This is a genomic window from Endozoicomonas atrinae (genome assembly GCF_001647025.1).
Classification (GTDB): Bacteria; Pseudomonadota; Gammaproteobacteria; order Pseudomonadales; family Endozoicomonadaceae; genus Endozoicomonas; species Endozoicomonas atrinae.
In genome coordinates this window covers 1-22,594 of sequence record NZ_LUKQ02000086.1, presented here as the reverse complement: position 1 = coordinate 22,594, position 22,594 = coordinate 1, and the positions used below count along the sequence as shown (strand labels likewise).

General features: G+C 47.5%; 18 protein-coding genes. 8 read left to right on the top strand and 10 right to left on the bottom strand.

The features are described from left to right. Nucleotides 1–443: 443 nt before the first annotated feature. Nucleotides 444–1,304: a methyltransferase domain-containing protein gene (locus AK963_RS13645; protein ID WP_139117402.1), complete on the bottom strand. Its 861-nt coding sequence runs from the start codon at nt 1,302–1,304 to the stop codon at nt 444–446. A gap of 362 nt (nt 1,305–1,666) precedes the next feature. On the opposite strand from AK963_RS13645, the gene AK963_RS13640 reads away from it, so the two are divergent. Continuing rightward, on the top strand, nt 1,667–3,148 hold the full coding sequence (locus AK963_RS13640) for an alanine/glycine:cation symporter family protein (protein ID WP_066016010.1): 1,482 nt from the start codon (nt 1,667–1,669) through the stop codon (nt 3,146–3,148). A 589-nt stretch (nt 3,149–3,737) separates the two neighbouring features. Then, the gene (locus AK963_RS13635; protein ID WP_083232637.1) at nt 3,738–5,210 is read left to right on the top strand and encodes an alanine/glycine:cation symporter family protein; all 1,473 of its coding nucleotides are present in this window, start codon (nt 3,738–3,740) and stop codon (nt 5,208–5,210) included. Nucleotides 5,211–5,268: 58 nt separating this feature from the next. Here AK963_RS13635 and AK963_RS13630 read toward each other — a convergent pair whose 3' ends face one another. After that, entirely contained in the window at nt 5,269–5,835 is a 567-nt protein-coding gene (locus AK963_RS13630) for a cyclic di-GMP-binding domain-containing protein, MshE-related (protein ID WP_139117401.1), read from the bottom strand. Between the two features lie 178 nt (nt 5,836–6,013). Between AK963_RS13630 and AK963_RS13625 the strand changes: the two genes are divergently transcribed. From AK963_RS13625 to dxs, 3 genes are all read left to right on the top strand, one after another. Then, nucleotides 6,014–6,277, top strand: a complete 264-nt coding sequence (locus AK963_RS13625) for an exodeoxyribonuclease VII small subunit (RefSeq protein WP_066016008.1) — start codon at nt 6,014–6,016, stop codon at nt 6,275–6,277. A 2-nt stretch (nt 6,278–6,279) separates the two neighbouring features. Next, nucleotides 6,280–7,191 carry a polyprenyl synthetase family protein gene (locus tag AK963_RS13620; protein ID WP_066016007.1) on the top strand — a complete coding sequence of 304 codons (912 nt, stop codon included), beginning with the start codon at nt 6,280–6,282 and terminating at the stop codon, nt 7,189–7,191. Between the two features lie 147 nt (nt 7,192–7,338). Then, nucleotides 7,339–9,270 (top strand): 1-deoxy-D-xylulose-5-phosphate synthase, encoded by a 1,932-nt coding sequence (gene dxs, locus AK963_RS13615; protein ID WP_066016006.1) that lies wholly within the window; start codon nt 7,339–7,341, stop codon nt 9,268–9,270. A gap of 141 nt (nt 9,271–9,411) precedes the next feature. Here dxs and ribA read toward each other — a convergent pair whose 3' ends face one another. After that, nucleotides 9,412–10,005: a GTP cyclohydrolase II gene (ribA, locus tag AK963_RS13610; RefSeq protein ID WP_066016005.1), complete on the bottom strand. Its 594-nt coding sequence runs from the start codon at nt 10,003–10,005 to the stop codon at nt 9,412–9,414. A gap of 270 nt (nt 10,006–10,275) precedes the next feature. After that, nucleotides 10,276–10,917: a retropepsin-like aspartic protease family protein gene (locus AK963_RS13605; protein WP_066016004.1), complete on the bottom strand. Its 642-nt coding sequence runs from the start codon at nt 10,915–10,917 to the stop codon at nt 10,276–10,278. A 95-nt stretch (nt 10,918–11,012) separates the two neighbouring features. Here AK963_RS13605 and AK963_RS13600 point away from each other — a divergent pair, with 95 nt between their 5' ends. Then, the gene (locus tag AK963_RS13600; protein WP_139117400.1) at nt 11,013–11,555 is read left to right on the top strand and encodes a hypothetical protein; all 543 of its coding nucleotides are present in this window, start codon (nt 11,013–11,015) and stop codon (nt 11,553–11,555) included. 11 nt (nt 11,556–11,566) lie between these two features. Here the strand turns inward: AK963_RS13600 and AK963_RS13595 are convergent, their stop codons facing one another. From AK963_RS13595 to ribD, 5 genes are all read right to left on the bottom strand, one after another. Next, a complete protein-coding gene (locus tag AK963_RS13595; RefSeq protein ID WP_066016002.1) occupies nt 11,567–12,064 on the bottom strand; it encodes a phosphatidylglycerophosphatase A family protein in 498 nt (165 codons plus the stop codon). A 22-nt stretch (nt 12,065–12,086) separates the two neighbouring features. Beyond that, nucleotides 12,087–13,061: a thiamine-phosphate kinase gene (gene thiL / locus AK963_RS13590; protein ID WP_066016012.1), complete on the bottom strand. Its 975-nt coding sequence runs from the start codon at nt 13,059–13,061 to the stop codon at nt 12,087–12,089. A gap of 98 nt (nt 13,062–13,159) precedes the next feature. Then, the gene (gene nusB / locus AK963_RS13585) at nt 13,160–13,645 is read right to left on the bottom strand and encodes a transcription antitermination factor NusB (protein ID WP_066016001.1); all 486 of its coding nucleotides are present in this window, start codon (nt 13,643–13,645) and stop codon (nt 13,160–13,162) included. 346 nt (nt 13,646–13,991) lie between these two features. Then, the gene (gene ribBA, locus AK963_RS13580; protein ID WP_066016000.1) at nt 13,992–15,110 is read right to left on the bottom strand and encodes a bifunctional 3,4-dihydroxy-2-butanone-4-phosphate synthase/GTP cyclohydrolase II; all 1,119 of its coding nucleotides are present in this window, start codon (nt 15,108–15,110) and stop codon (nt 13,992–13,994) included. A 245-nt stretch (nt 15,111–15,355) separates the two neighbouring features. Beyond that, nucleotides 15,356–16,495, bottom strand: coding sequence for a bifunctional diaminohydroxyphosphoribosylaminopyrimidine deaminase/5-amino-6-(5-phosphoribosylamino)uracil reductase RibD (ribD, locus tag AK963_RS13575; protein WP_066015999.1), 1,140 nt, complete (start codon nt 16,493–16,495; stop codon nt 15,356–15,358). 426 nt (nt 16,496–16,921) lie between these two features. Here ribD and AK963_RS13570 point away from each other — a divergent pair, with 426 nt between their 5' ends. Continuing rightward, nucleotides 16,922–18,151, top strand: coding sequence for a hypothetical protein (locus AK963_RS13570; RefSeq protein ID WP_139117399.1), 1,230 nt, complete (start codon nt 16,922–16,924; stop codon nt 18,149–18,151). Between the two features lie 82 nt (nt 18,152–18,233). Here the strand turns inward: AK963_RS13570 and AK963_RS13565 are convergent, their stop codons facing one another. After that, nucleotides 18,234–18,755: a HugZ family pyridoxamine 5'-phosphate oxidase gene (locus AK963_RS13565; protein WP_066015997.1), complete on the bottom strand. Its 522-nt coding sequence runs from the start codon at nt 18,753–18,755 to the stop codon at nt 18,234–18,236. Nucleotides 18,756–19,048: 293 nt separating this feature from the next. Between AK963_RS13565 and AK963_RS13560 the strand changes: the two genes are divergently transcribed. Further along, complete coding sequence (locus AK963_RS13560) at nt 19,049–22,495, top strand: cadherin-like domain-containing protein (RefSeq protein ID WP_066015996.1); 3,447 nt, start codon at nt 19,049–19,051, stop codon at nt 22,493–22,495. Nucleotides 22,496–22,594: the final 99 nt, after the last annotated feature.

Genomic DNA, 22,594 nt, shown 5'->3' with positions numbered 1-22,594 from the left:
ACTATGAAGATATTATCAATAAATGCTGTGAGGCATGGAATGAATTACTTTCTGAAGTTGGCCGATTGAAAAGTCTATGCTCCCGTTCATGGGCTGTTATTTCATAATTTAAAAATGGAATTGGTATAAGGCCTCTTTTGATACAGAAAAAAAACAAGGCCATATTCCGGTCAGTGTCTGGAAAGTATCCGGATATAAATGCCTGCTGCTGCTGTTTACTTTTATGGCCTATGTGGTCTGTTTGGTGATGAATGCATCGTGACGTGACTGACCGCCTTTGTTCTTTCTGGTAGCAGGGGCGGACAGAACCTTTCATAAATTCTATTTGTTTGTTTTTTGATCAATTTGTCCGGGTTGCCTGAATTGACAGGTGCTTGTGAACTATCCCGAATGTTGTCACAAGTTTATCCACAGAAGATGTGGATAAACTACTTTCAAGAATATTAGCGGGCAATAATCATCAGGTAGCGTAGTTGCTCACGGTGAAGCATCCAGCGTATGAACCAGACCTGCAGTCGCAGCCTGATCCACATCTTTGATCGCGTGAATGCTGAAAGGCTCTGGTAGTGCTGACCAAACCAGAAGCAGAATCCGGAGAGGACATCATCCGTTATATCCATGATCTCAACCTGCTCAAAACCGTGCTGTTTAAGCAGGTTTTCATAGGTCTCTTTGATGGGCATGTCTTCAACCAGGAGTCCTGATATGCGACCAAGCTTGTTTATCAGTCGTTGCTCCCGACGATCCTGATATGGACGAGCCAGTACCATGTCGGTAAAAGCCATAGTGCCTCCCGGCTTGAGCGCTTTCCTGGCATGGCTGAAAAAATGAGAACGGGACTCCAGGTGATAAACGCAGTCCAGGCCAACTAACTTGTCGCAGCTATTCTCTGGCCGTTCTGCCAGTGCTTTTTCACCACCTCGCACCAGTTTAAGCGTATTGAAGTGTCCGCAATGCTCCAGTGCGCTGACCATCTGCTGCTCATTACTGGCGATTGCCGTCAGGTGCTGAACCTGGTAATAATCCAGCCATACCAGTAATTGATCATGGCTGGTGAAGGCAACATCAAGGACTTCATCCTGAGTGGACAGGCAGGCTTTGTCGGCCAGTAATCCGGCCATTTCTGAGCATGCCTGTCGGTATTGTGAAGTATCTCTCCAGTAACCGAGCAAGCGCCAGCCAGAAGAGGGCTGTACCGGGTTATTCAACAGCCACTGATCAACCTTCAACTCGCGCTCACGGCTTGAAGATGGCCACCAGATACGTATCAACAGTGCCAGACCTTGAGCCATTAGACCTGACATGAGCAGCCACGTCAGGAGCACTCCGAGAAGAAATGAAAGAATTGGCATAAGCTAACTTTTAGTTATATCCATGCTTTTTTAATTGAGTACGGATAATAGAGAGATCATTCAGCATTTGCCAGAACTGCAGTTTTGTTCATTCGCTGGCTTCAGGCTGATTACTGCTTTTATTCGCGTACCTGTTACAGGTTCTGCCAACAGACCCTGAGGTGAATATTACTGCAAATATGCTGCTAGCCGTTGATAAACAAAGGCATTTTTTATTTTTTGTTCTTTTGGATAGTCTTTACTCTGGAAAAGTCCCCTTTGTATTAAAAATCCTCTGCTATTCTTGTGTGGTGTAAAAAATCATTGGGGCTCAAATGGGTACGATCTTTTCAGAAATTACTACAGTCATTTGGGAGTACTTACTGATCTATTTGCTGCTTGGGGCAGGTGTTTATTTTACTGTCCGGAGCCGATTTGTTCAGTTACGTTATTTTTTTCACGCATGGAAGCTGATGCTGGGGTCTCGAAAGACATCCAGTAATGAAATATCTTCTTTCCAGGCCTTGTGTACCAGTCTGGCAGCACATGTAGGCACGGGTAACCTGGCCGGGGTTGCCATTGCAATCTTTATTGGCGGACCCGGTGCAGTATTCTGGATGTGGGTCGTTGCTCTGTTGGGAATGGCATCCAGTTTTGTAGAAAACACGCTGGCACAGCTCTATAAAACGAACAATAAAGATGGAACCTTTCGTGGAGGTCCTGCCTACTATATAGAGAAAGCACTTGGTCTGCGCTGGCTCGGTATCCTTTTTTCAGTTCTGTTGTTAACGACCTTTGGGTTTGTCTTTAACGCGGTTCATGCTAACTCGGTATCCCAGGCCGTTTCTGGTCATATGGCGGTAAGTCCGATAATTGTCGGTCTGGTCATTGCCAGTGTTACTGCCTTTATTATTTTCAGAGGGATTCACTCGATTGTTCGTTTTGCAGAATTAGTGGTTCCTGTAATGGCCCTGGCTTATCTGCTCATTGCATTTGGGGTTGTGGCTTTTCGTTTTGATGAAATGCCTGCCGTTATTACGTTGATTTTTGAAAGTGCATTTGGTCTGCATTCAGCGGCAGGCGGCGCTATTGGTTATTCCGTGGCACAGGCCATGATGCAGGGCATCAAACGAGGCCTCTTTTCCAATGAAGCCGGTATGGGTAGTGGCCCTAATGCTGCTGCAACCGCTACACCCAAGCCAAATCATCCTGCGACCCAGGGTATTGTATCCATGGTCAGTGTCTTTATTGATACGATTGTGATCTGTACCGCGACTGCAGCCATTGTGCTGTTATCCGGCCAGCTGGAAGCAGGCAGTACACTGAATGGTATTCAGCTGACTCAGGCTGCACTCGGTGGTATTGTCGGTGGCTGGGGGCAGTGGTTTATTTCCATTGCCGTCATCTTTTTTGGCTTTACATCGGTTATTGCCAATTATTACTACGGTGAGTCAAACCTTCTGTTTATTCGTAACAGTCCTCGATTATTACTGGCTTATCGTACTGCTGTTGTATTTCTGGTCTTTCTTGGTTCAATCGCCTCCCTCGAGATGGTATGGATGGTTGCAGACCTTGCCATGGGGCTTATTGCTCTGATTAATCTTGTGATCATCGTATTGCTCAGTGGCCCGGTTATGCAGGTATTGAGGGACTACGATTTACAATCAAGATCAGGTATTTCCCCCGAGTTTAACCGCAGCCGTTTCCCTTTTCTGGATCGAACAATAGATAAGGACGTCTGGGTTAATAAATCGGAGTCCGGTGACTCACTTGATGGTATTGGTAATGGTGATTTTCAGGAGTCCAAATCCTGTTAGCAATGTTTGAGTGTGTTGTACTGGAAAGCCGAACAAGGTTATGCAATGTTCGGCTTTTTTTTTCGGTTTGTCCTCTGATGTTGATTGATCTTTATCAGGGATTGCTTATTTGAGTAATGGTGATGAAAAGGTAACCTGTGATTCCATCTTTTTATTTTGTCTGAAAATAAACAATGAAAAATTATTACAAATAATGTTATTTAATTGATATCTGGTTTGTTCGCTCTTTGTTTCTTGCTGAAAAAATTGTCGTATAGTTTGTTATTATGAAATGGTTATATTTTTTAGTTGTTTTTAAGGAATGTTCCATTTTGTCGTAAAGATATTCTAAAGTTTTGTTCAGCCTTTCAATGGTATTGGTTGTTGTTTTTGCGTATCGATAATTCGATTTATACGTATTTTTGTATTTGGCTGTTTGATTTGGATCAGGCGTATGAAGTCTTGTTTTTAAAGGGTTTCAGCATGTTTTCAGAGTGTTTTTATAGTCTGTCTGATGGGTATTTATACTTAGCATCTAAGGTTTATTCCCTAATGTTATAAATTTTGATTTGAAATAAAAATCGGGAATACACAATGCGCCGGAAATTTTATGAATAACTTGATAGACTCCATCAATGGTCTGCTATGGGGCAGCATTCTCATGTACCTGCTTTTGGGTGCAGGCCTGCTTTTCACTGTAAAAACCCGCTTTGTTCAAGTTCGCCGGTTTACCCTGGCAATGAAAACCATGCTGGGAAGTCGTGCGACTGATTGTTCTACTCACGTATCTCCGTTTCAGGCGTTTTGTACAAGTCTTGCCGCACGAATCGGTACTGGCAACATGGCGGGTGTTGCGGTCGCCATTACCATGGGTGGTCCTGGTGCTGTCTTCTGGATGTGGCTGATTGCGGTACTTGGTATGTCTACCAGTCTTGCAGAGAATATTCTTGCCCAGCTCTACAAGACCAATAATGGTGACGGTACTTATCGTGGTGGTCCGGCTTACTATATTGAGAAAGCCTTGGGACAGCGCTGGTTAGGTATTATCTTCTCTATTTCCCTGATTATTGCGTTTGGCTTTGCCTTTAACAGTGTGCAGTCTAACTCCATTGCTGCAGCATTCACCGGTTATGGGATTCCAACGCAAGCTATTGGTATTGGTCTGGCGATGGTCAGTGCCCTGATCATCTTTGGTGGTATTCGTTCCATTGCCAAAGTCGCTGAGATGATTGTACCGATTATGGCCTTTGGCTATCTGGGTGTGGCTCTGGTCGTGGTATTTATGAATATCGGGGAGCTGCCAGCGGTCTTCAGCCTGATCATCAAGAGTGCTTTTGGTCTTGAGAGTGCCGTAGGTGGTGGTGCTGGTTACGCCGTATCTCAGGCGATGCAGCAGGGTATCAAGCGTGGTTTGTTCTCCAATGAAGCGGGCATGGGTAGTGCCCCTAATGCAGCAGCAGCAGCTCATTCCAACCATCCGGCCAATCAGGGGTTGATGGGGATGCTGGGTGTGTTCATGGACACCATTATCGTATGTACGGCGACTGCTTCCATCATTCTGATGTCCGGCGTAATGGATGGTTCCAGTGTTACAGGTATCGAGTTGACTCAGCTGGCTCTGGTCAGCCAGGTGGGGCCGATCGGTAAGCACCTGGTAGCTGCGGCTATTCTGTTGTTTGCTTTCAGCTCGATCATTGCCAACTATTATTATGGTGAATCAAACCTGCGCTTCATCAAGGACAATAACTGGCTGGTGAATGCTTACCGTATTGCGGTTCTGGGTATGGTGATCTGGGGGGCAACCAGCAACCTGCCAACTGTGTGGGCATTTGCCGACGCTTCCATGGGGGTAATGGCGCTGATTAACCTGACGGCTATTCTGGTGTTGTCTGGTATTGTTGTTCAGGTTCTTAAGGACTTTGATGAGCAGGTGGCATCCGGTGTGACGCCTGTATTCAATCGTCGCAAGTTCCCATTCCTTGATAAAACCATGGACGCAGACGTATGGACCGAGCACAGCTCTGGTCCGGTTGAAAGTTCTGAGAAGGCGAAAGTTAAGCGCAATGCGGTAGCAGACGTTTAATACTGACTTAAACAGTCAGAATCGTAAAAGGCCGCTTTTCATGCGGCCTTTTTTATAGTTAAGGCAGGGCTGGATCGAGCTTGTTATGGATGGTTCGGAGAAATAACCTGGCACTAGTAAGCTCAAGGTCGGCAAGGGACAGTTCCAAGTGGCTTTTGCTACCATCGTTTATCAATTGAAGGTCGTCAAAAGTCAGCTCTCCAAGAGTACTCGGGATACGAAGTCGAATCAGGCCATTGTGCTTGATTTCAATCGTCGACAAATTAGGGTCGAATTCAAATGTGGAGGCAGAGGCTGCTACCAGGAGAGGCTTAAGCAGTATTTCCAGAGTCCTGTCAGCTGGCTCAGGGCATTCTTCCGAAAGCAGTTTATAAACCGGAGTGAGCAGGGCCATTGACAGGGATGCGGATAAACGAAGCTGGCTCTGGCTGGAAAGTGCTCTGCGTAACTGCCACCGAGAAAGCATGCGATGTTCTATCAGGAATTCTCCAAGAGGCTTGTCATGATTTTCTGACAGGTGAATAGCTTCATCGAGCTGTTCTGGCGATATATATCCTTTTTTTATCAGGATCTGACCCAGCCTTGAGTTGTGATATGCTTCTTTCCGTTTTTGTTCTTCCATCATTAAGGTCCATCATTTTGCCGGGGCATTGCTTTAAATATCGGCCAACGGGATAATGGTTTGATCATTGCGGATGGTCTGTAGCGGTTTGTCAAACTGGTGCGGAAATCGTTTTTGCCAACTATTCTCGTCATGGCTCGTTGAGAACGTGCTGTGAGTGTTTTCTTCAACAGGCTCATTCATGTCAAAAAATACAGAGAGTTTTGCTTTTGAGCAGTCTTTGGCCGAACTGGAGACATTGGTCCAGCAAATGGAATCCGGGGATATGAGCCTGGAAGAGTCTCTGAAAGCGTTTGAGCAGGGCATTAAACTGACCCGAAGCTGCCAGAAAGCATTGACCGATGCTGAGCAGAAAGTTCAAAAGCTGTTGGAACAAAATGGTGAGCTGACCACAGAGCCATTTGATGCTGAAGGTGGAGAGCCTTCAGCGGATAGAGGGCAGTGAAGATGGCAAGCCCTGTGCCGCTTTCAATATTTATTGAGCAGTGTCGTTTACAGGTGGATAAGGCACTCTCGACCATCCTGCCTGATGAAAGTAAGGTCAGTCCCCACCTGCTGGAAGCGATGCGATACAGTGTCTTTAATGGAGGCAAAAGAGTTCGGCCAACGCTGGTTTATGCAGCCTGTCATGCCTTTGGCGGGGTGAGGGAGCAAGCAGACCCTGCAGCCTGTGCTGTTGAGTTAATTCATGCCTACTCACTGGTTCATGATGACTTGCCAGCGATGGATGATGATGACCTGCGCAGGGGGAAGCCAACCTGCCATAAGGCATACGATGAGGCTACCGCGATCCTGGTAGGTGATACGCTTCAGAGTCAGGCCTTTGAGGTGCTGGGTAATGCCTGTTTATCTCCCGAATCAACCCTGACTGACAGTGTGCGATTGCAGCTGGTTAATATCCTTAGTCAGGCTTCGGGGTTGGCTGGTATGGCTGGTGGTCAGGCCATGGATCAGTGTGCAACCGGTAGTGTTCTGAATCAACAGCAGCTTGAGCTGATGCACAGTCATAAAACGGGTGCTCTGATTCGAGCCAGTGTCCGTATGGGGGCATTATGTGCCAGACCGTCGCAGGATGATGAGTTGAAGTCACTGGATCATTATGCAAGAGCAATCGGTCTTGCCTTTCAGGTTCGGGACGATATTCTGGACGTTATTGCTGATACTGAAACGCTGGGCAAGAATCAGGGGGCTGATATGGCTCTGGATAAACCGACTTACGTTTCTCTGATGGGGCTTGAGCAGGCGAAAGCTTATGCAGAAGAGCTTCACCATTCTGCGATCAGTGCCCTTTCCGGGTTTGACCATTCCGCTGATTTTCTTCGTCAGATTGCCGATTATATTGTACGAAGAAGCTATTAAAACCGTTGTTGGTTTCTTCAGGGAACCAACCTGTCTCTTTGTCAATTCAACGGGCTAGGCGGCACAACAAGATTGTGCGATGCTATTCCTGTCAGGTTGGGTGTACAATGCCAGCCGGCAGATTAGCCCAGACGTTATTACGAGCACATGTTTCACGAGATACCCAAGACACTGCCTGATACTCCTTTACTGGACCAGGTAAATAATCCGGAACAACTTCGCGCACTTGAAGAATCCCAGCTGCCACTGCTAGCTCGGGAGCTGCGGGAGTTTTTATTGTATTCCGTTGGGCAGACAGGGGGGCATTTTGGTGCCGGGCTTGGCGTAGTGGAGCTGACCATTGCGCTTCACTATATGTTCAATACACCGGAAGACCGTTTGCTCTGGGATGTTGGTCACCAGGCTTATCCTCATAAAATTCTGACGGGTCGTCGGGATAGAATGTCATCTCTAAGACAAAAGGATGGTCTTGCCGCTTTCCCAAAAAGAGAGGAAAGTGAGTTCGATACCTTTGGTGTAGGTCATTCCAGTACTTCTATCAGTGCGGCTCTTGGAATGGCAATTGCAGCCCGGGCTAAAGGTGAAAAGAGACGGGCTGTTGCGGTTATTGGTGACGGTGCCATGACAGCAGGTATGGCTTATGAAGCCATGAATCACGCAGCGGATGTAAAAGCCAACATGCTGGTGGTTCTTAATGATAACGATATGTCCATTTCCAGAAGTGTTGGAGGGCTCTCTAACTACCTGGCCAAAGTGCTTTCCAGTCGGACTTACCACCACATTCGTGAAGGCAGCAAAAAAGTTCTGAATGTGATTCCTCATGCCTGGGAGCTGGCAAGACGAACCGAAGAGCATGTCAAGGGAATGGTTATTCCCGGAACATTGTTTGAAGAGATGGGGTTCAACTATATCGGCCCTATTGATGGTCATGACTTGCCCATGTTGATTCACACCTTGAAAAACATGAGAGACCTGGAAGGGCCTCAGTTTTTGCATGTGGTGACTCAGAAGGGAAAAGGGTTCAATCCGGCCGAACAGGATCCTATTGGCTACCATGCCATTACCAAGCTGGAGCCTCAGGCAACAGAGACCCCGAAAGTGGTTGCCCCCAAGAAGCCAAAGTACGCCAATGTTTTTGGACAGTGGTTGTATGATATGGCAGCAGCGGATGAGCGGTTGATGGGTATCACGCCGGCAATGAAAGAAGGCTCTGATCTGATTCGTTTTGCGGATCATTTTCCGGAGCGATATTTTGATGCAGCGATTGCTGAGCAGCACTCTGTTACACTGGCTGCGGGAATGGCCTGTGAAGGCCTCAAGCCAGTGGTTGCTATCTACTCTACTTTCCTGCAGCGTGCGTATGATCAGCTGATTCATGATGTAGCTGTTCAGAAGCTGGATGTGCTTTTTGCCATCGACCGTGCGGGAATGGTGGGGGAAGACGGCCCAACCCATGGTGGGTGCTATGACATTGCTTATCTGCGTTGTATCCCCGATATGCTGGTGATGACGCCGGGTGATGAAAATGAAACCCGACAGCTGCTGTCTACTGGATTTCTTTATAATGGGCCTGCATCGGTTCGTTACCCTCGTGGAACGGGTCCTGGTGCTGAAATTTGCTCTGATCTTGAGCCTTTGCCTGTTGGTAAAGGTGAAATTCGCCGCAAGGGAAGCCGGGTGGCGCTTCTTGTGTTTGGCACTTTGCTGGGGAATGCTCTGGCAGCGGCTGAGTCACTGGATGCAACAGTTGCGAATATGCGGTTTGTTAAACCTCTGGATGAAACATTGATCAAAGAGATTGCCGCTAATCATGAGCTGCTGGTTACTATCGAAGAAGGGTGTATTGCCGGCGGTGCAGGCTCTGGAGTGATTGAATATCTGCAGAAGCAGGAAGTGAATGTGCCTGTTCTGAACCTTGGTATTCCTGATACCTATATTGAGGCGGCAAGCCATAAGGAACAGCTGGCTCAATGTGGGCTGGATAAGGATGGTATTGTTCGTTCGGTTCGTGACCGGATGGAGCGGATAGAGCTGAAGTCATTTCACCTTGGTAAGACAGCAGCTTCGGCTTTGGGGTAGTTTGTCCTGAACAACTTACCTCTTTACGACAAAGGCGAAGAGGTAAGGCTTATTGAAAAGCGCTTTCTTAATGCCTCGATGTTGTGGTGAAAAAACAGCGTGACAAAAAAAGGGAGCCAGATGGCTCCCTTTTTGTTTTGTTCAGGCCATGTTGTACATGTGCCCCAGTTTCCAAACCTTGGTGGCCAGATAACGCTCATTATGAGGGTTTTGACCTGTCTGGTGAGGAATTCTTTCGGCAACCTGAATGCCCAGGTTGGTGAGAGATTCAACTTTGCGTGGATTGTTGGTCATCAGTTTCAGGCTGGAAACACCAAGATGATCAAGCATGGTTTTACACATGTCATACTTGCGCATGTCCGGCTCAAAACCCAGTTCTTCATTAGCCTGAACCGTATCCATCCCACTGTCCTGAAGGTGGTATGCGCGAACCTTGTTCAGCAGACCAATGCCACGGCCTTCCTGGCGCAGATAAAGTAATACGCCTCGACCTTCTTCAGCAATGCGCTCCAAGGCTGCCTGAAGTTGTGGGCCGCAGTCGCAGCGCATGCTGAACAGTGCATCACCGGTCAGACATTCGGAATGAACCCTGGCAAGTACCGGTCCCCCCTGACTGACATCCCCCATGGTTAATGCCAGATGCTCCTTGCCCGTACCACTGTCTTCGAAGCCATACATGATGAATTCGCCATAGGGCGTGGGTAAGCGAGACTCTGCAACAAAACTAACAGACACTCACTGCTCCTTAAGTAATTCGTGACCGGATTGTATCAGTCTGTGAGGCTTCTAGCGAGTATGGTAATAAGGCAGAAAGATAGAGAGAACTACAGGCTGACCTGGGTCAATAGCCTAGGGGGTGTTACCAACTGGACATATAACCAGCCACCCATTATTTGCGCCATTCTGCGTTGCTCACTGCTTATGTGGAATACCACACCGTGCAGTTCACGCCTTGTCTGGCACAAACCGTGGATGGCTGGTCACATGTCTAATTGAGAACGCCCACTAGTAATTAGCCTCAATCTGCATGACTCCGCGATGCTCTGACAGTTTGACGTGTTTCAGGAAGCTCATTCCCAGTAGTGCGATATCAGGGTAGGAACCTTCGATTATAGTGGCTTCCACATGGTTCACCCGGATATTACCCAGCGCAACGCTCTGCAAGATTACCTGATAACCACTGATAATATCGCTGGCGGTTTCTACTTTGACGGGCTTGCCATTCTGGAAATTAATACCGAGGCGTTTTGCATCCATTGAATTGATGGCCAGCACATTGGCGCCAGTATCCACGAGAAGATCGATGGGCTGATTGTTGATTCGTCCCCGGGTGATGTACTGCCCAAGGTTATTTCGAGCTATTTGGATGATGGCTTTCTCAGGTTTCTGAATACCACCGTTCATATCCCTGCTGAGCTGATAAGTGCGGGCCTTGCCATGGACTTCCAGAATTGCGCTGGTACTGCTGGCTTTCAGTAGCTTAATCCCGGAGACCGACTTCCCGCCCGTAGATAGCATATGCCGCTGACCATCAATGATCACAAGGGCTTTGTCTGAGAAAAGACCGACAATCCGGATGTTGTTGTCAGCACTGGCGTAGGCACTGGTTAGCATCAATAGTGAAAGCAAAATTTTTATTGGAGTCATGAGCCGGAGGGATGAACTTATTATGTTAATAGAAGTCAAATTCTTATATTTAATAAAATATACCCCCATTATTATAATTACTAGGGTGAGTCTACATGATTAATGTTGCTTCTCAGACTTTATGTGCGGTTTCGTATGCGAGGCATGAGCTTTCTGAGTCAGATATCCCTACTCATATAGTGCATAACCCTCCTGCTCAAGAAGATAACCCTCCTGCTCAAGAAGGTATCCGTCGTTCGGATTGGCGGTTAATTGGGTCATATACCCTGCTGGCTGTAACAGGGGTGGCTCTGTTTAAAAGGCTGGCTGAAGCTGAAAGTTCATACGCTGCACTTGGTCCTGAAAGTACCCTTCTGGAAAAGGGGTACTTTTTAAGGATGTCAGTGGAAGTTGTACTCGAAGTGCTCAGTGTTTATTCCCAGGTACGGTCTCTGGCCGGGGCTTCAGAAAGTACTGACTATCGATATGGTTACGGGGATCTACGGGCTCCATATCGGTTGGGTGCCAGTCTTGCTTCAAGGAGCGTTTATTTGCTCTATGGTAACCGTACTGCTGATGATGTTATGTTGACTATGTGCCATGGTCTAATTATTGGTATGAAAATGGGGATCGCTGCTCGACAGCGTCGTGATACTTAATCTGAGGTTAGCTAGAATTTAACCATGGAAAAAAGTAGGTTGGTTATATGCAGGCAGGCAAAAGCAAAGACGCCCGCGACCAGGTCATCCACCATAATCCCAACACCGCCATGAACTTTTTTATCCAGCCAGCTAATAGGCCACGGCTTCCAGATATCAAACAGCCTGAACAGTGCAAAGCCCAATAGTATCCACTGCCATCCTGCCGGGGCGGCAATCATGGTTATCCAGAAACCGCAGAATTCATCCCAGACAATTGCTGGATGGTCGTGAACACCCAGATCTTTTGCGGTTCGTCCGCATAGCCAGAAACCGACAACTGAAGCGACAACCAGAACCCCAAGGTATGCCCAGAGACTCAACCCCTGGAGTAACAGGTAAAAAAACACGGCAGCTATGGTGCCAAAGGTGCCGGGTGCTTTAGGGGCCAGCCCGCTGCCACAGCCAAAGGCGAGAAAGTGAACAGGGTTTTTCCAGCAGGTCTCTCTTGGTGTTATGGATGTGGTCATGGACTTTATAATCTTTCAGAAATTAAAAATGAGTGTAGGCTTTTTTGGTTAGCAGGTTGCCCTGTGGGTCTCTTATTATTCCAGACTCATCGTTAATCTGGCCAATACAGGTAATTCGGCAGCCATCTGACAGTTTGGATGGCAGTGTCTGAGCCAGGGAGCGGGGTATAGTGAAACAGAGTTCATAATCGTCACCACCGGTCAAAGCCAGGGTGAGGGCGGTATCCTGATCATGGAGCTGGCCAAGGGCTGTGGACCTGGGGACCAGTTCTGGCGCAATTTCTGCTCCCACGTTGCTGGCTTCAAGGATATGCCTGAGATCACCCAGCAGCCCATCTGAAATATCCAGGGCTGAAGTGGCACCTGCCTGACGCAGCCATTGCCCGGCAAATAGACGAGGGGATGGATACCAATAGCGATTTAGCAGGTATTTAAGGCTTTCATCTCCACAGGTCTCCGGCGTGTCACCGTTCAGGACAGAGGGGAGAGCCGCGGCAGCATCGCCCAGTGTGCCGGTAATGCAGATAAGGTCACCGGGCTGGGCACCGCTTCGTAATAGTGCCTGTCCTTTGGGAATAAGCCCCTGAACCTGTAGAGAGAGGGTCAGTGGTCCTTTGGTGGTATCTCCACCAATCAGTGGGACTTTAAATCGCTGGGCAAGCTGGGCCAGGCCTTCAGAAAACTCTTTCAGCCAGAGCTCAGAAACCCTGGGCAGGGTCAGGCCGAGGGTAAAACTGTGTGGTTCTGCCCCCATGGCCGCGAGATCACTAAGGTTAACTGCCAGGGCTCGGTAACCAAGGGCAAAAGGATCGCACTCCCTGGGGAAGTGAACCCCTTCCACCAAAGTGTCCAGTGACTGAGCAAGCTGCATGTTTGAGGGGATGTCAAAGAGTGCGCAGTCGTCACCAATGCCAAGAATACTGCTGGTATATTGCCCTTGAATCTGTGAGATCTCAGGGCGAGCAAAGTAGCGTTTTATCAGCTCGAATTCACTCATTACACCAGTTGCCATAAATCCCCATTAAATGGTCAAGTCGTCTTCAGTGCTTAACACCAGTCATGGCGTAAGCAGTTTATCAACGCTGATAATCTGCTCTATTTTTTGCGGTAGGCTTGCACTTCCTCAGAACGCAGGCGTGGCGCCAGCTTGTCGAGGATACCGTTAATGTAGCGATGGGAGTCCTGGGCGCCAAAACGCTTGACCAGTTCAATGGCTTCATTGATCACAACCCGGTAGGGAACATCCTTCCGGTTCATCAGTTCAAAACAACCAATACGCAGGGCTGATAGCTCCACCGGGTCTAGCTGGCTCAATGGGCGATCCAGCACGGCGGTCATCGCTTCATCAAGCTGGTTGGCCTGGTTGGGAACGCCATGAATGATGGCACTGAAATAGCCGTCATCCACTTTACTGAAATCATTGTCAGTACGGAATTGCGCCTCAATCTGGTTCAGTGGTGATTTGGCAATGTGCCACTGATACAGAGCCTGAAGGGCCAGCTGTCGCGCTCTTCTGCGAGCCGATGGGTTGAGCCGGTCTGCGCTCTTCTTTTGAAAGGGGGTGCCTTGTGGGTTATTCATTGGCGAGGTGCTCACCTCAAGCCTCCAGTTTCTATAAAAGGGATACCATTTGAAAGGCGTAGGCCTTTCTACCCTTGCTGCCAGATTTTGTGTATGGCCACCGTTTGGTTTTTTACAGTCAGAGCATCAAAGGGGCGAATTTCATCTTCCAGATTAACCCGAGACCGCTTTTTAACACATTCGTTAGCAACGCAGTCAAAGTGCGGTGTACCACCAAAAACTGCAATAGCAAAGGCAATTATTGCATTAAATACAGATGGGCGATATCTGATCAGTTTATATGATCAGATATCGCCCATTGTGATTTCTTTACTCTGTTGTGAGGGCCTTCCTGTCAGATGAGCATTTACTCACCGAAAGGAAGGTACTCCACAACTTCCAGGTCAAATCCGGAAAGTGCTGCAAAGCGGATTGGCGAGCTTAGCAGACGCATTTTGCCAACACCCAGATCCCGCAAAATCTGTGAGCCAGTACCAATAGCCTGATAGGCTCTGGACATGCCATCAGAAGATGTACGCTCATTGGCATCAATAAAGCGCTCCAGGGCCATCCCCAGGTCCTGATGACTGCCTGAATCCAGGAGTACAACAACTCCGGCGCCTTCTTCTGCGACTCTGGCCATGGCTTTATGAAGGGACCAGCTTGGACGGGCACCTTCACTATGGGCTGCCAGAAGGTCACGGAACGGTTCCATGGCGTGGACACGAACCAGTGCTGGTGAGTCTGGAGTAATATAGCCTTTGCTGAGTGCCAGATGTTTGCAGTCGCTGATGCTGTCCTGATAAACCGAAAGATCGAACTGGCCAAAGTCTGTATTAATGACGCGCTGCTCAACCTTCTCTACGGTTTTTTCATGGAGAATCCGGTAGTGGATCAGATCGGCAATCGTACCAATTTTCAGGTCGTGCTTTTCTGCAAACGCTTCCAGGTCAGGGCGGCGGGCCATTGAGCCATCTTCATTCATGATCTCAATAATGGCGGCTGCAGGTGTCAGTCCAGCCAGACGGGAAAGATCACAACCGGCTTCAGTATGACCGGCGCGGCTCAATACACCACCAGGTCTGGCGCGAAGCGGGAAGATATGGCCTGGCTGAACAATGTCTTCCGGGCGTGAAAGCGGGTCAACAGCGGTTAAAATAGTCTTGGCTCGATCCTGTGCCGAAATACCCGTGGTAACACCTTCAGCCGCCTCGATAGATACAGTGAATGGTGTGCCATATCCGGACTGGTTGTCAGAAGCCCCCACCATTTGAGGGAGACCAAGGAAATCACAACGGTCTCCGGTCAGTGTCAGGCACAGAAGTCCCCTTGCCTCACGGGTCATGAAATTAACAATTTCCGGGGTGATTTTCTCCGCAGCGATGATCAAATCACCTTCGTTCTCACGGTCTTCATCATCCATCAGTATGACAGGCTTGCCGAGGCGAATGTCCTCTAGAAGTTCTTCGATGGAGTTCAGCTGCATAATGTCCCTCTGATACCCGGTGGTTTCCGGCGCAATTTTTTTCAGCCCAGTTGTGAATCGGCTCGTGGCTTACGATTAGCACAAGGCTGTGTAATGGCCTAAGGCTGTTGACAGTCATATGGCTGTGAGTGCGCTATTCTACCTTTTTCATCATGTGTTAACAGCTGTTTCCAGCAACGTTTCTACTTTTTTACGGCTATTAACGTTCAAGTGAAAAAAACGGCTTACAAAGGGACTTTCGGTCGCTATTTTGAGATGGGCCGTACTGTGATTTTCCAGTCATTACCGACAGCTCGAATATCTTTGATAGCAACCTCCTTTTTTTCGGACATGGTGTGCAGCGGCAAGTTAAACAGTGGTCTTGCTTCTGAGCCCATCAGAACTGGTGCCATGAAAACGACCAGTTCATCAATCAGGTTTTCAGCCATCATACTGCCAGCAAGCTGAGCTCCGGTTTCCAGCAGCACTTCGTTACACTCTCTACGCCCCAGTTCTGCCAATAGTGCCGGGAGGCATACTCTATCATCTGTTATGTCTTCAGCATTATCTAAAACCAGTACTTCTGCTCCTGCTTGTTCAAGCAGCGCTTTTTTCTCAGGGCAGAATTGTGAGGTGGTGACGATCAGGCAATTTCCAGGGCCTGAAACGATGTTGGCATCAACGGGGGTTTGCAGTGTGGAGTCCAGAACCACTCGCAGTGGCTGGCGTTTGCAGATCTCTTCTGCATTGGCTAAACCCAGTTCACTCGGACGAACCGTCAGTGAAGAGTTATCTTTAAGAATTGAGCCTGCACCAGTGATAATCGCACAACTCTGTGCTCGGAGTTTCTGCACTTCGCTGCGTGCCATGGGGCCGGTTATCCATTGGGATTCTCCACTGGCCATGGCGGTTCTTCCATCCAGGCTCATGGCCAGCTTGGCTCTGACCAGAGGTATGCCAGTCGACATACGCTTGAAAAAGCCTTCATTCAAGGCTCGGGCTTCATCCTCAAGAACACCGGATCGGGTTTCTATTCCCGCTTTCTGAAGCATGGCCATGCCTTTACCGGCTACAGAAGGGTTTACATCCTGTATTGCAGCAACAACCCGTGCAATACCCGCCGCCTTGAGTGCCTCTGCACAAGGTGGTGTTCTACCAAAATGGCTGCAGGGTTCCAGAGTGACATACGCTGTTGCTCCTTTGGCCTTCATGCCAGCCATACGAAGTGCGTGCACTTCAGCGTGAGGCTCTCCTGCCTTTTCATGCCAGCCTTCTCCAACAATATGACCGTTGGCGTCTACAATTACACAACCAACTCTCGGGTTAGGCATGGTCGTATACCAACCGGAGCGAGCCAGCTCGATAGCCTTAGCCATAAAGCCTCTATCTATCGCTTCTTGGGTCATTAGAACCTCAGTTTAAAGTACCTTTATGCTTGAGAAAGCTTCCAGAAAAAAGATACTTTTGTTCAAGAAATTATGAAAAAAACAGCTTGAGTTTTTGATGATCGAATTTAGTTTTACCATCGTCTTTTAGGTAAAAAACATGTCAGCTGTTTAATAATACCTCCTGTTATTTTGGCTGAACACTTTTTCCAGCAGTATAAATAAAGCAATTGGGAGTTCATGAATCAATTTGTCGACTAAGATTAGCCGAGCATCATCCCAACATAGGCCAGCATCATGATCAGTCGCAGATTGTTGTTATGGTTATTGCCAGCCTTTCTGCTTTCATCGTTTTCGATACATATAAAAGGCAGTACACCTGAATCTGTAGACAATACAATTGCACATATGTGCCCCTACATTGAAAAAACCCCAATAGGGATGTATGTGCAGAATCAGGAGAATGCGAAGCAATTCAACCGTTTGATGCTGGATGTTCTTTCCAGAGTGGCCTCACATGCACCAGGGTTACTGTTAGCCTATTTTCAGCATGGTATTGCATACGACCTGCTGGTGCCTCTGGCAGGGTTTGCTTTGTGGGATGTAGGGGTTTCTGTTGGTAGCTACTTCAGGCGTGATAACACCGTTCCTGAAGCACCGGTCACGGGCTATCTGGTGGACTTTCTCAGCTCGGCTTATCAGAGTGTTTATGGTATTGCGACTGCAGCATCGATGGCTGCCCAGTTCAAGGCGGGTTTAATATTTCCCGCACTGTTTGCCTGGAAGTATCTGACCAGAACACAAACGGTGAATACAGCAGACATCGCATACTATCGCAACCGTATTGTTTTCAAACAAGGAGGGGCCAACTCTCTGGTAAATAAAGTTGCCAGATATCATGGTCGGGTAAGAATGTGCTCAAATGTTGGTAATGCCAGTAAATCTTCTACTGACTCTCTGGTTAAATTTGTGGTTGAGCATAAGCGTGATGATGTACCACTTATGACACATATTTATCCCCACCTGAACCCCTGTCGACATATTGAACAGCTGGATGAAGGGAATAAAAGAAACTGTCAGCATATTAGGAAGGTTCAGGGGCTGTATGAAAGAATCAGAAAGCCCAATATACGATCCCGCTTTAAATCCAGTCACAGATCAACCCGGGCTGTCGTTGTAACATTAATTCACCAGCATCTGGGGCTGGGTATGACTTTGTTGAGTCCTCAAGCAAATCTGGATGAAGAAATTATTGAAGGCAGCCTCATTACCGAGGAAAGTTGGAGGATGCTGGAGTTCAATGATGAAAGTGGTTTTTCATCTGCAGAAAATATCACTAATGAATCTTTTCAATTCTTTGTCACGGTTGTAGGAGAGAAAAAGTATTATCTTTTCCTTGGCATGGAAATTCAGCCAGTAATCAATGATGATGGTGTGATGACAAACACGTTGGTTTACCTCTCACCCTTTGGTTCTATCGGTAAACATCCGTCTATGGTCGCTTTGCCAATTGAATTTGGTAGTCGGGAAGATGTTTTAAAGTTTGCTGAAGACCTTATCGAGGTATTTGATGGTGATAGGCAAAGAATTCTTCTGTTCAAAATAGATCAGCCGATTATTTGGGGGGATTCATTTGTTTATAATCATGAAGCAAATAAACACCGCATAAGTAAATGACGTCGTTAAATACCTTTAAGTATTCAGGGTGTAATCACCCAAAGAACATCTACAGGGCTTTGGGTGAAGAAAGGAGACTGCTTTACTTTTTCTTATCAATAACGATATGGCTGAACGAGCCATCAGCATTGATTGTGAAGGCCTTTCCAAAACCTACGGTATATTGTCCATTTTCAGGCTTCAGGGCAAAGAGGTGGAAGTCCGGCAGGTTGCGCAATACTTCAACGGTATTGCCAAACTTTTCCTGAATCAGGTCCAGCCAGTGGTCACAGTTTTCGGTTCCTCTTTGCAGTTCATCTGCCTGGCAGCGGAAAAAGACACGCTCACGGGCAAATAGGTTTTTGGTTTCTGACTCGGGGGCTGCAAACAGGATTGAGCAGACAGGGTTAGCCTGCAGATTGGGGGTGTGATGGGCCAGTTCACTGATGAATATATAAAAAGTGCCGTCTTCCCCGCGAAGATATGGGGTGTAGCTGATTTCTGGCTTTCCTTCCGGCGACAAGGTTGAGAGTGTTAACGTTTGATGGCTATTGACCAGCTTCTGGCAACTCTCAGCAATGGCCGCAAGCTCTTCACCTTCTATTACTGCTACTTTCTTACTCATGATTACCTTAAATGAGAATCAACATCATTAGCGGCGTACTATAACCTATTGTGAATTCTATTGCTTCTTCATTATACCAGAGTTGCATCAGTGCTATAGCTCTGTGGCTCTATAGAAACGGTATATTAATCATATGGATGAGTGCCGTATCGGCACGGTGATCCCCAGTCGGCTAACATTAATAAGATAAGAGAAAATCCTAGGGCCCTTGAATAAGATAAGAGAAAATCCTAGGGCCCTTGGGGGTACAGGCTCTGATAGTAAGTGGCAGCGGAAAGGGAGTGCGCTTAACCATGAACTCTGAGAACAATAATAATCTACATACCCTTGATAACTCTGAAGTTATACCAACACTGGACTTTCGCTCAGATGATTCTCAGCAGGACGTGTTGGATATCAGCCAGCTTTTACCCGAGAGTGGAGTCAATTCTTCCAATCTAAAACAGTTTGTCAAAATCAGCTCATCTGGCGTTTTTGTTGACGCTTCTGGCGCAGGGCAGTTTTCCGCAGATAATCAGGTTGCTCGATTTGCTGCAGGCAATCCACCGCTTAATGCCATGGTGGCAGTTCAGATTGCCGATACTTCTGTTATTCATTTTGACCACTCGGTTACTGCGGATGATCCTTTGATTGATGATCTCCCAATGGATGATATTGAGCTTGATGGTATGAGTGAAGTTACCGGAACAGCCCAGCAGGACCTTCTGGCTGGCTCATTATCTGCAGATGTTCTTTATGGCGGAAAAGGTAATGATGTTCTGGAAGGTGGTTCTGGAAATGACGTATATGTGGGCGGTGCAGGTGCTGATACTTATGTTTTGAATGACTCTGACTCTGTTGAAGTTCTCGATTTTATATCTACCCGCTTTGAGAAAGATATTCTGGACGTAAGCCAGTTACTGCCTGAGGGAGTAGATGCTAGCAATCTTGGAAACTTTCTGAAAGTGACAGAGAACGGAGTTTTTCTCGATGAGTCTGGCTTAGGAGAGTTCAATGACGGAAATCTGATTGCCCGTTTTACCGAAAGGAGCATTTTTTCCCGAAATGAGATCATCGTTGATATAGGTAACAATATTCAGGTGGTTTTCAATGTGTTTGCACAGGCTGGTGTGCGTCTGGAAGAAGGAGAGTCATTCCAGAGTGAGGAGGTTCTTGCCAGTCGAACCGATAAATACAACCCGAGAGCTTCCGACTTTGAGTCAGACAGTGGTCCAGACGGTAATACCAATACTGCATTTCTCCGAAGCCGTGAAGGAGAACTGTTTAACTTCCGCCTGGATGAGCAGCAGGTAGAAGAAGCCCATGGTTTTGATGGCGACGAAATTCTGGATGCGACTCAGGTGACTGAAAGCCTTCAGGCAAAGAATGATGATGTGGCCGATCATAAACTGTGGACATATGGTCGTGCAGGAAGTGACACTCTTCAGGGTAATGCCGATGGCGTTTACCTGGATGGTGGTCTCGGTAATGACCTCATTGATGCAGGTCGAGGGCGTAACTTTGTAACCGGTGGTGCGGGACAGGATGAATATGTGCTTCAACTGGAAACCACAACCGATGACGATTTGAGGTCAGATCTTTTATACGACTACACGAGTATAGAAGGACATCGAGACCTGATTGACTTGCAGCATATTCTGCCTTTAGAGGCGACAGCCGAGAACATCCACTCTTATGTCAAGGTAACTGACGTTGGTATTTATGTAGATGTCACTGGTGCAGCAAGGTTTGATAAGTCAAATGAGCTGGGTCGTTGGGGTGAGCGCGTTGATATCGATAACCTGATCACACTAAGGCTGGCAGATGGCTCTAACGTTGAATTAAACCGTGATGATGCGCTTTCCGAATTTATTGCTGATGAGAATGGCGGTCTGCTGCGAGGTGGGCAGGGAGGCGATATTCTCCGAGGGCAATCCGGCGATGACATTATGGATGGTGATGGCCTGTCACAGGAAAAAAGTGCAGACCATCTTTACGGAGGCGCCGGAAATGATCAGCTGACGGTTGATGGTCTTGATTTAACCTCCGGAACTGTAGATGGGGGAGTCGGATACGATACCGCCAAACTACAGGGCGATTCGGGAGAAACACTTGCCCTGGATCTTAAGGCTGCGGGTATTGAGCAGGCTTTTGGTAGCTTCAGTGATGATGTGTTGGATGGTTCAGGATATACAGAGCAGTCCGGCTACAGAAGAAGTACCGGTGAATATGAAGATAATCAAGCACAGCGCCTTGGCCTTTATGGCAAATATGGTGATGACACACTGATAGGTGGTGTGGGGAATGATTACCTGGATGGTGGTCATGGAGATGATGTCATTGCAGGTGGGCAGGGAAAGGATTTTCTTGCTGGTGGGTCTGGCAGCGATACGTTTGTTCTTAGTGATGATGGTGAAGTGGATACTATATGGGACTTTGCTTCCGGTGGAGGTCAGCAGGATGTGCTGGATATCAGTGCATTTGTACCCGATGGCTTTGAACTGGTAGATCTTGACCAGTATTTCCACTTTGATAATCAATTTGTTTATTTTGACCAGTCCGGTCAGGGACAATTCACATACGGTCAGGCCATCGCCAAGTTTGGCGGAGCTTCCGCACTGGGTTCTCCTGTTTCTATCATCCTTGGGGATGGTATGACTATTGTCCGGGATCTTAATGGCAGGCTGCATGCAACCACGTTGCGAGATACGGTCGAAGAAGATGGCAGTTACACCATTACCGAAGCGAGTTTGTTCAGTGCGGTTTATGGAAGTGGTAACCCGGATTTAAGTATTTCCGGTCTTGAAGTAACCAATGGTTCCGGTGAGCTGGTGGATAATCAGGATGGTACCTATACCTTTACGCCAACGCCTGATCTTGGTGGTGTGGACGCCGAATTTGGTTACACCGTATCGGATGGAGTATCTGATATAGATGTTGTTTTCTCGCTGGGAGTGACGGCTGTTGCCGACGCGCCAATATTATCAGTCACTGACGATGGTGGTAACGATATGGCGGGGCAGGCATATAACACTCTCCCTGGTGGCAGTATAGAGCTGAATATTGCTGCAGATACTCTCGATCAGGACAATTCAGAGAGTGTGACAGTGACAGTGGATGGGCTGCCTGAATCGTCAGTTATTCACTTTGATGGTCAGGCCATTCTGGATGAGCAGACCAATGGCCTGACCAGTTATGCTGAATCTGAAGTAACAGTCACTTTCCAGGGGGAGACCGCTGGTTTCCAGAATGCTGCGGGTTATTACAAAGTTAATGCTGATGGTTCTATCGGCGATGTTCATCTGGTGTATGAAAATGCTTCCCAGCTGGGTGGTGGTGGTGATCTGGTTCCGGGTGAGGAATCTTTCAGCTTTAATGTAGCGGAAGGTGAAAGCTTCAACCTGTTTATCGTTCCCGACGGCTACAACCACAACGACTTTTCTCAGCTTCAGAATGGTTCATTTGAGTTAAGGTCTTCAGACGGCTCACCCGCCACCATGCAGACGAATGATCCGCAGTTGGTATTTGTGGGTAATGATGGCTCAGAAACGGTGATTCAAAGCCAGTTTGGTGATGCTGTGTTCCATGGTAGTTCCAGTTACAACCTTAATGAAGATGGTATTGTGCATGTTCAGACAACGTTAAACAGTGATGGAGAGATTGTTTATGGCTTTGAAGATTTATACGGTGGTGGTGATAATGACTTTGCAGATTTTAATTACACCATTGATATCAATAGTCCGGACAGTTTTCCGAAATAGGCAACCATGAGAGGAATCAACCAGAGTAGAGAATCCTAATAATCTATCTGTTGATACCTCCTCTCATGGAAATCATAGTTAAGTCTGCTCTGGACAGTA

What these genes read in the sequence shown, in the direction of transcription:
- nusB (WP_066016001.1), bottom strand. Translation starts at nt 13,645, where the DNA reads ATGAATAACCCACAAGGCACCCCCTTTCAAAAGAAGAGCGCAGACCGG.
- ribD (WP_066015999.1), bottom strand. Translation starts at nt 16,495, where the DNA reads ATGACCCAAGAAGCGATAGATAGAGGCTTTATGGCTAAGGCTATCGAG.
- AK963_RS13600 (WP_139117400.1), top strand. Translation starts at nt 11,013, where the DNA reads ATGATTAATGTTGCTTCTCAGACTTTATGTGCGGTTTCGTATGCGAGG.
- AK963_RS13645 (WP_139117402.1), bottom strand. Translation starts at nt 1,304, where the DNA reads ATGTCAGGTCTAATGGCTCAAGGTCTGGCACTGTTGATACGTATCTGG.
- AK963_RS13640 (WP_066016010.1), top strand. Translation starts at nt 1,667, where the DNA reads ATGGGTACGATCTTTTCAGAAATTACTACAGTCATTTGGGAGTACTTA.
- ribBA (WP_066016000.1), bottom strand. Translation starts at nt 15,110, where the DNA reads ATGCAGCTGAACTCCATCGAAGAACTTCTAGAGGACATTCGCCTCGGC.
- AK963_RS13595 (WP_066016002.1), bottom strand. Translation starts at nt 12,064, where the DNA reads ATGACCACATCCATAACACCAAGAGAGACCTGCTGGAAAAACCCTGTT.
- thiL (WP_066016012.1), bottom strand. Translation starts at nt 13,061, where the DNA reads ATGAGTGAATTCGAGCTGATAAAACGCTACTTTGCTCGCCCTGAGATC.
- dxs (WP_066016006.1), top strand. Translation starts at nt 7,339, where the DNA reads ATGTTTCACGAGATACCCAAGACACTGCCTGATACTCCTTTACTGGAC.
- AK963_RS13635 (WP_083232637.1), top strand. Translation starts at nt 3,738, where the DNA reads ATGAATAACTTGATAGACTCCATCAATGGTCTGCTATGGGGCAGCATT.
- AK963_RS13605 (WP_066016004.1), bottom strand. Translation starts at nt 10,917, where the DNA reads ATGACTCCAATAAAAATTTTGCTTTCACTATTGATGCTAACCAGTGCC.
- AK963_RS13560 (WP_066015996.1), top strand. Translation starts at nt 19,049, where the DNA reads ATGAACTCTGAGAACAATAATAATCTACATACCCTTGATAACTCTGAA.
- AK963_RS13565 (WP_066015997.1), bottom strand. Translation starts at nt 18,755, where the DNA reads ATGAGTAAGAAAGTAGCAGTAATAGAAGGTGAAGAGCTTGCGGCCATT.
- AK963_RS13620 (WP_066016007.1), top strand. Translation starts at nt 6,280, where the DNA reads ATGGCAAGCCCTGTGCCGCTTTCAATATTTATTGAGCAGTGTCGTTTA.
- AK963_RS13625 (WP_066016008.1), top strand. Translation starts at nt 6,014, where the DNA reads ATGTCAAAAAATACAGAGAGTTTTGCTTTTGAGCAGTCTTTGGCCGAA.
- AK963_RS13630 (WP_139117401.1), bottom strand. Translation starts at nt 5,835, where the DNA reads ATGATGGAAGAACAAAAACGGAAAGAAGCATATCACAACTCAAGGCTG.